6 protein-coding genes are annotated in these 11505 nt (G+C 67.9%); 4 read left to right on the forward strand and 2 right to left on the reverse strand.

The features are described 5' to 3' along the window. Positions 1-41: 41 nt before the first annotated feature. The 3 genes from AB0E69_RS05900 to AB0E69_RS05910 all read left to right on the forward strand — a co-directional run bounded on the left by AB0E69_RS05900 (position 42) and on the right by AB0E69_RS05910 (position 6484). Positions 42-1478, forward strand: coding sequence for a GuaB1 family IMP dehydrogenase-related protein (locus AB0E69_RS05900; protein WP_360140155.1), 1437 nt, complete (start codon positions 42-44; stop codon positions 1476-1478). 460 nt (positions 1479-1938) lie between these two features. Next, positions 1939-2922, forward strand: coding sequence for a LuxR C-terminal-related transcriptional regulator (locus AB0E69_RS05905; RefSeq protein WP_360140158.1), 984 nt, complete (start codon positions 1939-1941; stop codon positions 2920-2922). A gap of 79 nt (positions 2923-3001) precedes the next feature. Next, positions 3002-6484 (forward strand): discoidin domain-containing protein, encoded by a 3483-nt coding sequence (locus AB0E69_RS05910; protein ID WP_360140161.1) that lies wholly within the window; start codon positions 3002-3004, stop codon positions 6482-6484. A gap of 134 nt (positions 6485-6618) precedes the next feature. Here AB0E69_RS05910 and proS read toward each other — a convergent pair whose 3' ends face one another. Next, a complete protein-coding gene (gene proS / locus AB0E69_RS05915) occupies positions 6619-8028 on the reverse strand; it encodes a proline--tRNA ligase (RefSeq protein WP_360140164.1) in 1410 nt (469 codons plus the stop codon). A 174-nt stretch (positions 8029-8202) separates the two neighbouring features. On the opposite strand from proS, the gene AB0E69_RS05920 reads away from it, so the two are divergent. After that, positions 8203-9216, forward strand: a complete 1014-nt coding sequence (locus AB0E69_RS05920) for a metallophosphoesterase (RefSeq protein WP_360140167.1) — start codon at positions 8203-8205, stop codon at positions 9214-9216. A 48-nt stretch (positions 9217-9264) separates the two neighbouring features. On the opposite strand, the gene AB0E69_RS05925 is transcribed toward AB0E69_RS05920, so the two are convergent. Beyond that, entirely contained in the window at positions 9265-11481 is a 2217-nt protein-coding gene (locus AB0E69_RS05925) for an NADP-dependent isocitrate dehydrogenase (RefSeq protein ID WP_360140170.1), read from the reverse strand. Positions 11482-11505 lie beyond the last annotated feature (24 nt).

Genomic DNA, 11505 nt, shown 5'->3' on the forward strand with positions numbered 1-11505 from the left:
ACAGGCTGGGAAAGTTTGATCCACGGGCGGAAGGACACCTCATGCGTTTTCATCACGATCGGGAGCCGGCGGGGGATCTGACGTTCAGTGACGTGTTCCTGGTGCCGAATCGGTCCCGGGTGGCGTCGCGGCTGGATGTGGATCTGTCGACGAGCGACGGGAGTGGTACGTCGATTCCGATCGTGGCGGCGAACATGACCGCCGTGTCGGGGCGGCGGATGGCGGAGACCATCGCGCGGTGTGGGGGACTGGCGGTCATCCCGCAGGACATTCCGGTGGATGTGGTGGCGGATGTGGTTGCCTGGATCAAGCAGCGGGATCCGGTGCACGACACGGCGTTGACGTTGCCGCCGACGGGGACTGTGGGCGAGGTGCTCAACCTGCTGCCCAAGCGCAACCATGGGGCTGTGGTCGTGGTCGACCATGGGAAGCCGGTGGGTGTTGTCACCGAGGCGGACTGCGCTGGAGTGGACCGATTCACGCAGGTGGACGGGATCATGTCGCGTGAGCTGCTGACGTTGCGGGCCGGTGTGGATCCCGAGACCGCGTTCAACCAGTTGCACGACGGTCGGCACCGGCTGGCGCCCGTCGTCGACGAGCAGGGGGAGATCGTCGGCATCCTCAGCCGGCAGCGCGCGTTGCGGGCGACGCTGTACGAGCCGGCGCTGGACGCAGGAGGCAAGTTGCGGATCGCCGCCGCGATCGGGATCAACGGGGACGCGCCGCACAAGGCGAAGGCCCTGCTCGACGTGGGCGTCGACGTACTCGTGATCGACACCGCGCACGGTCACCAGGAGCGGATGCTCGAGGTGGTCGAGCAGGTCCGTGCGCTGGGACCGACCGTGCCGATCGTGGCCGGCAACGTGGTGACCGCCGAGGGCGTCACCGATCTGGTCGAGGCCGGCGCGGACATCATCAAGGTCGGTGTCGGTCCGGGCGCGATGTGTACGACGCGGATGCAGACGGCCGTCGGCCGTCCGCAGTTCTCCGCGGTGCTGGAGTGCGCGACGCGGGCCCGGGAGCTCGGCAAGCACGTCTGGGCGGACGGCGGCGTACGGCATCCGCGGGACGTCGCGCTCGCGCTGGCCGCCGGTGCGTCGAGCGTGATGATCGGCTCCTGGTTCGCCGGGACGTACGAGTCGCCGGGCGATCCGCACCGGGACAGCCAGGGCCGGATCTACAAGGAGAGCTTCGGGATGGCGTCCGCGCGGGCGGTGCGGTCCCGGACGGCCGAGGACTCGCCGTTCCAGCGGGCCCGCAAGGGCATCTTCGAGGAAGGCATCTCGACCGCACGGATGTACCTCGACCCGGAGGCGCCGAGCGTCGAGGACCTGATCGACTCGATCGTGGCCGGCGTCCGGAGTTCCTGCACGTACGTCGGGGCCGGCACGCTGGCCGAGTTCTCCGAGCGGGCCGTGGTCGGCCTGCAGACCGCGGCCGGGTACGCCGAGGGCAAACCGCTCGACACGAGCTGGTAATGCCCCCGGACGACGAATTCCGCAGCAGAACCGGTGCGTAAACGACTACACCGCGTCTCATCCCCGGGGTGAGGTTGAGGGCACAACAAGATCATGCCCCGGGCGATAGTCACGGTCGGCGATCGGTGGCACCGTGTAGTCAACGGGGTGGAGGGGAGGACACCGAAAACCCAGGGGGGGAGTCGCCCGATCTCGCAGGGGGTGTTGAGATCGATCGACACGGGGGCTGACTGTTTCGGGGTCCGGTACGTGGTTGCGGGCGGTGGACGGGGAGTTCGGCCGAGGCTTGGGAGGGCGACTCGGGAACTCGGGCCCACCGCCCGCGACTACAAACAGCGAGTACGCCGGGGTGTTCGGCGAAGATTCACCCCCAGCTCGCCACGCCTGCGCTTGGCAATCGGCGCGCCCAGCGGCAGTATCGAGTGATCGATACGGCAAGGGTGTGTGGGGAGCCGGCGTTGTGGAGGGAGACAGAGGCTTTCCGCTGAGGATCGACGCGGAGACCGCGATCATCCTCCGGGAGGCGTACCACAAGATCGAGGCGCTGTACCGCGCCGACCACTACGGTCTGTACGACTACGTACGGGTGGTGGCCGGCAAGATCGCGCGCGTCGACACGTTCTACGTGGGCTTCTTGCAGGGCACGACGCGAGTGCGCTATCCCTACGGGTACGACGATGGCCACTACATCGACCCCGATACGCACATCTTCGGCCCGAAGGGTCAGACCGCGTGGCTGCTGAAGAACCGGCAGACGTACCGGTTCGCCTACGACAACGGGGCCGCGCTGCATGCCGGCGTACCGATCGGTGACGTCGGCCGGTGGTCCCAGGACGCCGTGACGGTGCCGATCTTCCGGCCGTCGAAGGACGGTCCGGACCAACTCTTCGGGATGCTCTCGATGCAGAGCTACGAGCCCAGGTCGTACGACGACAACACGGTCCGTGCGTTCGAATGGTTGTGTGGCGTGGTCGAGCGGGTGCTGACCCGCGAAGGTGAGGACCGGGACGCGTTGCGCCGGCTGCCGGCCGGGGACAGCGGCCCGAACCTGCTGACGTCGGACCACGTGATGGAGTACCTCACCCACCGGATCGCGTCGCTCCGCGAGATCGCCGCCGAGGCGCTGGACGAGCCGGACGTCTCGGTCGGCGTGCACGGTCACCTGTCCCGCCTCATCGAGGCCACCGAGCACATCCAGACCGAGCTCATCGAGATGATGATGAACACCGACGAGGCTCCGGAGCAGCGGTTCGGCACGCTGACGAAGGCCCAGCAGGGGGTCGCCGTGCTGCTGGTCGACGGGTTCGACAACGACCAGCTCGCGGCCGAGCTCGGGATCAGCCTGAACACGGTGAAGACACACCTGAGCGCGATCCTGCGCAAGTACGGGATGGCGAACCGGGCGCAGGTCGCGGACGACGTCCGGAAGTACCTGGCGCGCTGACCTCTCGACATACTTGAGGGTATGAAGTAATTTCCGGGGTGGTTAATTCCGAATTATCCCGCCGCCCTGGGAGGCTCCTGTGCCGCTCGATCCTGTGTCCCGCCGGACGTTTCTGGCCGCGAGTGGCGGGTTGCTCGCCAGTCTGAGCCTCCCCGCCGGACAGTCCGTCGCCGCTCCCGCTGCCCCGCCGACAGACCTGGCGCGGTATCGCCCGGTGCGTGCATCGTCCAGCGCGTACGCCGCGACGCCGCCGGAGTTCGCCGTTGACGGGTTGAGCGTGCCGGGGGTGCGCGGATCCGGGTGGCGGGCCGGTGGGACCGACCCGCAGTGGATCATGGTCGACCTGCAGGCCCAGTGCCGGGTGGAGTCGGTGCGGCTGACGTTCGAGGCGACCGCGCAGGATCCGGCGTTCGACTTCTCCGGTGGCAACCCCTACGGCAACACGACCGGTCAGGAACTGCTCTCCAGTTCGCCGTTGGACTTCCGCGTCGAAACGTCGACCGATGGCGTGTCCTGGCACACCGCGCACCAGGCGACGAACAGCCCGGGCGGCACGGTCGACATCAAGCTCAGCGCCCCGGCCACCGCGCAGTACGTCCGGCTCACCGGCACCCGGCAGGCGAACTCGAACACCCTTGGTCTGAACGGCTTCCAGGTCTACGGCACCGCGACCGGGTCCCGTCCACCGGCGAGCGGCTGGACCGACTGGGGCCGGCACACGGACAAGCCGCCGGCGCTGCAGGTCGCGGCCGACGGGACCTACCCGATCGAGTCCGGGTGGACGCTGACGATGGACGACTTCGCTGGTACGGCGGATGGCGCCGTACTCGGGCAGCCCGGTGTGGACACGTCGACGTGGTTGCCGGCCGTCGTACCGGGTACCGTGCTCGGGTCGCTGGTGGAGCAGGGGCGCTTCCCGGATCCGGTCGAGGGGATGAACAACCTCGAGATCCCGGAAGCGCTGAGCCGGCACGCGTGGTGGTACCACCGGAAGTTCGACCGGCCCGTTGCGAGCGGGACCCGGGCGTGGCTCGAGTTCGACGGGATCAACCACCTGGCCGAGGTGTGGCTGAACGGGCAGCAGGTCGGGTCATTGCAGCATCCGTTCGCTCGGGCGGCGTTCGACGTGACGGCGGCGCTGCAGGCGAAGAATGCGCTGGCGGTTCGGATCACTCCGATGCCGCATCCGGGATCGGCTGGTGACAAGGGCGATGCGGGCCAGTCGTTCGTGCAGGCGGCGACGCTCTACTTGGACTCGCCGACGCTGCTGGCAGCTTCCGGTTGGGACTGGATGCCGGCCGTCCGCGACCGCGCCGCCGGCATCTGGAACCACGTCCGGCTGCGCTTCACCGGAGACGTGATCGTTGGCGACACCCGCGTGGTGACAAAGGTTCCTTCGGTCGACAAGGCAACTGTCGCCGTCACGGTCCCGATCCGCAACGCGGCTGGCTCCGCCCGCACGGTCACGGTGAAGGCCCAGTTCTACGGCCGTACTGCGACCAGAACCATCACCCTGCAGTCCAGGGCCATCACGGACGTGGTCTTCGATCCGGAAACCTTCGATGACCCTGAACTGTGGTGGCCGAACGGATACGGCGAGCCGACGCTGCACGAGTTGAGCGTGACGGCCAGTATTGGCGGTCAGGTGAGTGACAGCAGGACGACCACCTTTGGGATCCGGGAGTTCGGGTACGACTACGACCTGCCGATCGTGATCGATCCCGCGACGAACAGCGCTGCCCAGACGGTCACGTTCGCACAGCAGACCGCGCAGTACGTCCGGATCCAGGGCCGGCGGCGCGCGACCGGCTGGGGGTATTCGCTGTGGACGTTGGCGATCAAGGACAGCGCCGATCCGTCGGTCGATCTGGCCCGGGGTGGTACGGCGACGGCCTCGTCCGATGACGGGAGCCCGGCGGCGCAGGCGATCGACGGGAACGATCGCAGCCGGTGGTCCTCGCAGTACGACGATGACGAATGGATTCAGGTTGATCTGGGGGCTCCGAAGGCCTTCGACCGGGTTGAGTTGTTGTGGGAGACGGCGTACGCGCTCCTGTTCACGATCCAGGTTTCCCAGGACGGTCAGCACTGGACCGATGTGGAGGAGGTCAGCAACGCGCCGGTGCCGTTGAAGATCAGCGTGAACGGCGTGCGGGTGTTCTGCCGCGGCGGCAACTGGGGCTGGGACGAGCTGCTCCGCCGGATGCCCGCAGAGCGGCTGCGGGCCGTGATCGGCATGCACCGGGACATGAACTTCACCATGATCCGGAACTGGATCGGCTCCAGCACGCGGGAGGAGTTCTACCAGGCCTGCGACGAGAACGGGATCCTGGTCTGGAACGACTTCTGGGAGGCCGGTCCGTTCACGGACAACCTGCCCGGGTACGCCGAGATCGCGCGCGACACCATCGTCCGCTACCGGACGCACCCGTGCATCGTGATCTGGTGCGGGGCGAACGAGGAGAATCCGCCGGCCGCGATCGACGCCGTGATCACCGCCGCCGTCCGCGCGGAGGACGACGAGATCCTGTACCTGCCGAACTCGGCGGCCGGGTTCGTCTCCGGGCACGGGCCGTACTACTGGGTCGATCCGGTGAAGTACTTCGACGCGAACACCTACGACACGGCCAACTTCGGCTTCCACACCGAGATCGGGATGCCGACGATCCCGGTCGTGGAGAGCATGCGGCACCTGGTCGGGGACGACGATCCGGGGTGGCCGATCGGTACGCCGTGGTACCACCACGACTGGTCTCTGCACGGGAACCAGCGGCCGGACACGTACCTCGGTGCGGTGGACGAGCGGCTTGGGTCGTCGAGTGGGCTGGAAGAGTTCACGCGTAAGGCGCAGTTCGTGAACTACGAGAACATGCGGGCGATGTTCGAGGCGTGGAACGCGCACCTGTGGGCGGACGCGTCGGCGCTGCTGCTGTGGATGTCGCATCCGGCGTGGCACTCGACTGTTTGGCAGACCTACGACTACGACCTCGATGTGAACGGCAGTTACTACGGAGCCCGCGCCGGGTGCGAGCCGATCCACGTCCAGGCGAACCCGACCGACTGGACGACAGTGGTGGTCAACCACACCACGTCAGCTGTCAGTGGGTCGGTGGTGGCGGAGATCTACGACCTGACCGGCAAGCTGCTGGCCACGAACACCGCGCCGGTGTCGGTTGCTGCCAGCAACAAGACGGACAGCTTCAAGGTGCCCTTCGGCGACGACCTGCCGGCCCTGCACCTGCTGAGACTACGGCTGGTCAACGGCTCGGTGCTGTCGGAGAACACCTACTGGCGCTACCGAACCCCAACGGACATGCAACACCTCAACGAACTACCGACGGCACGGCTGCAGGTCCGATCGACCGTCGCCCGCGGGAAGCTGACCGCAACCATCCGCAACACCGGTACGTCGGTAGCGGCGCTGATCCGCCTGTCACTACGGGACCGGTCCGGCGAACGAGTGCTCCCGGCAACCTACTCCGACAACTACTTCTGGCTACTCCCCGGAAAACCCGCCCAGTCACCATCACCACCCCAACCCCCACCACCGACCTCCACCTAACAGCCGACCCCTACAACAACTAGCCCGCAACCCGCTCCGCCCCCGGCCCCCCGGGCCCACCCCACCACCGCGCGCCAGGGCGGCCCGCTCCACCACCCATCCCGCCCGGCCCGTCAGGGCCGGGCGGGATAGGGTTAGTAGCTGCGGGCAACGAAGGCTGTGAGGCCGGGTTCGTTGTCTTCTGTTGGCAGGGTGCCGTCTTCGCGTTGCAGGCAGCGGATGGTGATACCCGACTCCGCCAACTGATCCTCCCCGGACTCACCCACAGCGTCGTACGGGACCGCTGCCCAGCCGTCGGCGGCGGCTTCGATTGCCTCCGCCACTGTGGTGACCGCGGAGATACGGGCGTGCTGGCTGGTGGTGGCACTCGTCAGGAGGTGTGATTGGTCGGCGGTTAGAGCTGACGTGATGGTTGTGGTCAGGTCCGACAACGCGACCGGCGACTTGGTGTTGTGGACGCGGCGTACGACGGTCGCGACCTCGCCGGCCAGGTCCCGGGGACCGAGCTCGACGCGGATCGGGACGCCCTTGAGCTCCCAGTTGACTGCCCGCCGGCCGAAGGGCTGGTCGGTGCGGTTGTCGACAACTACCCGGACTCCAGCAGCGATCAGCTCGTCGGCGATCCGTTGGGCAGCCTCGAGGACCGTGTCCTTGACCGCGAGTACGACGACCTGGACTGGCGCGACCGCGGGCGGGACCCGGAGGCCGGCGTCGTCGCCGTGGACCATGATCAGGCCGCCGAGCATCCGCGTGCTGCTGCCCCACGACGTCGTCCACGCCAGCTCGCGCTGCCCGGCGCTGGACAGGTAGCCGATGTCGAACGCGCGCGCGAAGTTCTGGCCGAGCTCGTGGGACGTGCCCATCTGCAACGCCTTCCCGTCGCCCGTCATCGCCTCGAGCGTCATCGTGTTCACCGCTCCCGCGAAGCGTTCGCGCCGCGTCTTGCGACCGGCGACGACCGGAATCGCCAGCACGTTCACCATCACGTCGCGGTACACGTCGTACAGGATCTTGGTCGCATACGCACGAGCGTCGGCGGCAGTCGCATGGGCGGTGTGACCCTCCTGCCACAGGAACTCCGTCGTCCGCAGGAACAACCGCGGCCGCAGCTCCCAGCGCACCACGTTGGCCCACTGGTTGAGCAGCAACGGAAGGTCGCGGTAGCTCTGCACCCACTTCGCCAGATACTCACCGATGATCGTCTCCGACGTGGGCCGGACCACCAGCGGCTCTTCCAGCTCCTTGCCTCCAGCAACCGTCACGACGGCCAGCTCAGGGCTGAAACCTTCGACGTGCTCGGCCTCGCGGCGCAGGTAGTTCTCCGGGATCAGCAACGGGAAATAGGCATTGGCGGCACCGGCCGCCTTGATCCGGCGGTCCATTGCGCCCTGCAGCAGTTCCCAGATCCCGTACCCGTACGGTCGCACGACCATGGTCCCCCGGACCGGCCCGTTCTCGGCGAGCTCGGCTTTGGCAATCACGTCCTGGTACCACCGGGGAAAGTCCGTCGCCTGCGCGGCAAGCACGGAGCTGGTCGTTGTCATGGTCGCAGTGTAGGAACGAGAATCCGGTTGCGGCCAAGCATTTCCTCGCCGTACAGCCGCCGCCGGCGGATCGCTCAGCGGAATCTCAGGCCCGGGAAGTTCATCCGGTGGTGCGCCGCAGTTCACCGGCCGACCGAAAAGTTGGCCTGTATCCGTTCGGAACTGGAGGAAGTCGTGAGAGTTCGTCGTGTGCCTGTGGTCTCGGTGTGCTTGGCCCTGGTCGGACTGGCGGTCGGTATCCCGTCCGCCGCCGCGGACCGGGGTCCGGACACGTTCTCCTTCGCCGTGATCGGCGACATCCCGTACGGACCGGCGCAGATCGCCCGGTTCCCGAAGGTGGTCGACCAGATCAACGCGGACCGGCCGGTCAAGCTGGTCACGCACCTCGGCGACATCAAGGACGGCTCGTCGGTGTGCAGCGACGAGTACTTCGGGCAGGTGAAGACGCAGTTCGACCGGTTCGCCGACCCGCTGGTCTACACCGTCGGCGACAACGAGTGGACCGACTGCCACCGCGTGAACAACGGCGCGTACAACCCGCTCGAGCGCCTCGCGAAGGTGCGTCAGGTGTTCTTCCCGCAGCCCGGCCGGACGCTCGGCCGGCATTCGGTGAAGGTCGAGAGCCAAGTGGCGCAGGGCATTCCGGAGGACGTCCGGTTCACCCGCGGCAACGTCGCCTTCGCCGCGCTGCACATCGTTGGCAGCAACAACAGCATGGTGCCCTGGACGGGCAAGACCGCACCGACCCCGGAGCAGACCGCCGAGGTGCTGAACCGGACGGCGGCTGTCATGCAGAGCATCCGCGACACGTTCGCCCAGGCTCGGAGCGACCACAACCAGGCCGTCGTACTGCTCACGCAGGCCGACATGTTCGACCCGACCGTGGCCAACCCGTCGTTCGCGGACTACTACGCGTTTCAGCCGATCGTGCAGGAGATCGCCCGCGAGTCCGCGACCTTCCGCGGGCCGGTGTACCTCTTCAACGGTGACAGCCACGTCTACAACAGCGACAAGCCGCTCTCGGCCGCGTCGGCGTGGACCAAGTTCTACGGCGTGAGTACGCCGGTCGAGAACCTGTCCCGCATCACCGTGGACGGGTCGACCGGTGACGACGACTACCTCCGCGTCACGATCGACTCCCGCAACCCCGCAGTCCTGAGCTGGACCCGCGTCCCGTTCACGTCCTGACAGCGAACGGCGCCCGGTGCCGGCACCGGGCGCCTTTCACACAAGCCGTCAGAGCGAAGCGAGAGCGTCGTTCCAGGTCTTGGACGGACGCATCACCGCGGCGGCCTTAGCCGGGTCGGGCTGGTAGTAGCCGCCGAGGTCGGCAGGGCTGCCCTGGACTGCGATCAGCTCGTCGACGATCGTCTGCTCGTTCGCCGCGAGTGTCTCCGCCAGCGGGGCGAACACCTTCGCCAGCTCCGCGTCGTCGGTCTGCTTGGCCAGCTCCTGCGCCCAGTACAGGGACAGGTAGAGGTGGCTGCCGCGGTTGTCGATGCCGCCGACGCGACGGGTCGGGGACTTGTCCTCGTTCAGGAACGTGGCGGTCGCGCGGTCGAGCGTGTCGGCCAGGATCTGCGCCCGGGCGTTGCCGGTCGCCTGCGCCAGGTGCTCGAAGCTCGCGGCGAGCGCGAAGAACTCGCCCAGGCTGTCCCAGCGCAGGTAGTTCTCCTTGATCAGCTGCTGCACGTGCTTCGGCGCCGAACCACCCGCGCCGGTCTCGAACAGACCGCCGCCGGCCATCAGCGGGACGACCGAGAGCATCTTCGCGCTGGTGCCGAGCTCGAGGATCGGGAACAGGTCGGTCAGGTAGTCGCGCAGCACGTTGCCGGTCACCGAGATCGTGTTCTCCCCGCGCCGGATCCGCTCCAGCGAGAACTTGATCGCGTCCTCCGGCGCCAGGATCCGCAGGTCCAGCCCGTCGGTGTCGTGGTCGGCCAGGTACTTGGTGACCTTCGCGATGATCTGCGCATCGTGCGCCCGGGTCTCGTCCAGCCAGAACACCGCCGGGTCGCCGGTCGCGCGGGCCCGGGTGACGGCCAGCTTCACCCAGTCGCGGATCGGGTCGTCCTTGGTCTGGCAGGCGCGGAAGATGTCGCCGGCCTGGACGGCCTGCTCGAGGACAGCCTCGCCGGCCTGGTTCACCAGCCGGACGGTGCCGGTGGTCTGGATCTCGAACGTCTTGTCGTGCGAGCCGTACTCCTCGGCCTTCTGCGCCATCAGGCCGACGTTCGGCACCGAGCCCATCGTGGCCGGGTCGAACGCGCCGTTCGCGCGGCAGTCGTCGAGAACGACCTGGTAGATCCCCGCGTAGCTGTGGTCCGGGAGTACGGCGAGGGTGTCGGCCTCGGCGCCGTCCGGGCCCCACATGTGACCCGAGGTCCGGATCATCGCCGGCATCGACGCGTCGACGATCACGTCGGACGGGACGTGCAGGTTGGTGATCCCGCGGTCGGAGTCGACCATCGCGAGCTTCGGGCCGTCGGCCAGCTCGGCGTCGAACGATGCCTTGATCTCCGCGCCCTCGGGCAGTCCGGCGATCCCGGTCAGGATGCCACCGAGCCCGTCGTTCGGGCTGAGGCCGGCCTTCGCCAGCACCTCGCCGTACTGCGCGAAGGTCTTCGGGAAGAAGGTCCGGACGACGTGGCCGAAGATGATCGGGTCGGAGACCTTCATCATCGTCGCCTTCAGGTGGACCGAGAACAGCACGTCCTCGGCCTTCGCGCGGGCGACCTGCGCGGCCAGGAACTCGCGCAGCGCGGCGACGTGCATCACCGACGCGTCGACGACCTCACCGGCCAGCACCGGGATCGACTCGCGCAGCACGGTCGTGGTGCCGTCGTCGCCGACGAGCTCGATCCGCAGCGTGTCGGAGGCCGCGATCACGGTCGACTTCTCGGTGGACCGGAAGTCGCTCTCGGTCATCGTGGCGACGTTGGTCTTCGAGTCGGCGCTCCACGCGCCCATCCGGTGCGGGTGGGTCTTCGCGTAGTTCTTCACCGAGGCGGGCGCGCGGCGGTCCGAGTTGCCCTCGCGCAGGACCGGGTTCACCGCGGAGCCCTTGACCTTGTCGTAGCGGGCCTGGATCTCCCGCTCCTCGTCGGTCTTCGGCTCGTCCGGGTACTCCGGCAGCGCGTAACCCTGGGACTGCAGCTCGGCGACCGCGGCCTTCAGCTGCGGGATCGAGGCGGAGATGTTCGGCAGCTTGATGATGTTCGCGGCCGGCGTCTTGGCCAGCTCGCCCAGCTCGCTGAGCGCGTCGGCGATCCGCTGGTCGTCCTTCAGGTACTCCGGGAAGAGCGCGAGGATCCGGCCGGCCAGTGAGATGTCCCGGGTCTCCACGCCGACACCGGCCTGCCCGGCGTACGCCTGGACGACAGGCAGGAACGAGTACGTGGCGAGCGCCGGAGCCTCGTCGGTGTGGGTGTAGATGATCGTCGAGTCAGTCACAAGCCCCACCCTAATGGGCGTCCC

Origin of the sequence: Kribbella sp. NPDC026611 (assembly GCF_040638345.1) — a bacterium.
Taxonomy (GTDB): Bacteria; Actinomycetota; Actinomycetes; order Propionibacteriales; family Kribbellaceae; genus Kribbella.

What these genes read in the sequence shown, in the direction of transcription:
- AB0E69_RS05900 (WP_360140155.1), top strand. Translation starts at nt 42, where the DNA reads ATGCGTTTTCATCACGATCGGGAGCCGGCGGGGGATCTGACGTTCAGT.
- proS (WP_360140164.1), bottom strand. Translation starts at nt 8,028, where the DNA reads ATGACAACGACCAGCTCCGTGCTTGCCGCGCAGGCGACGGACTTTCCC.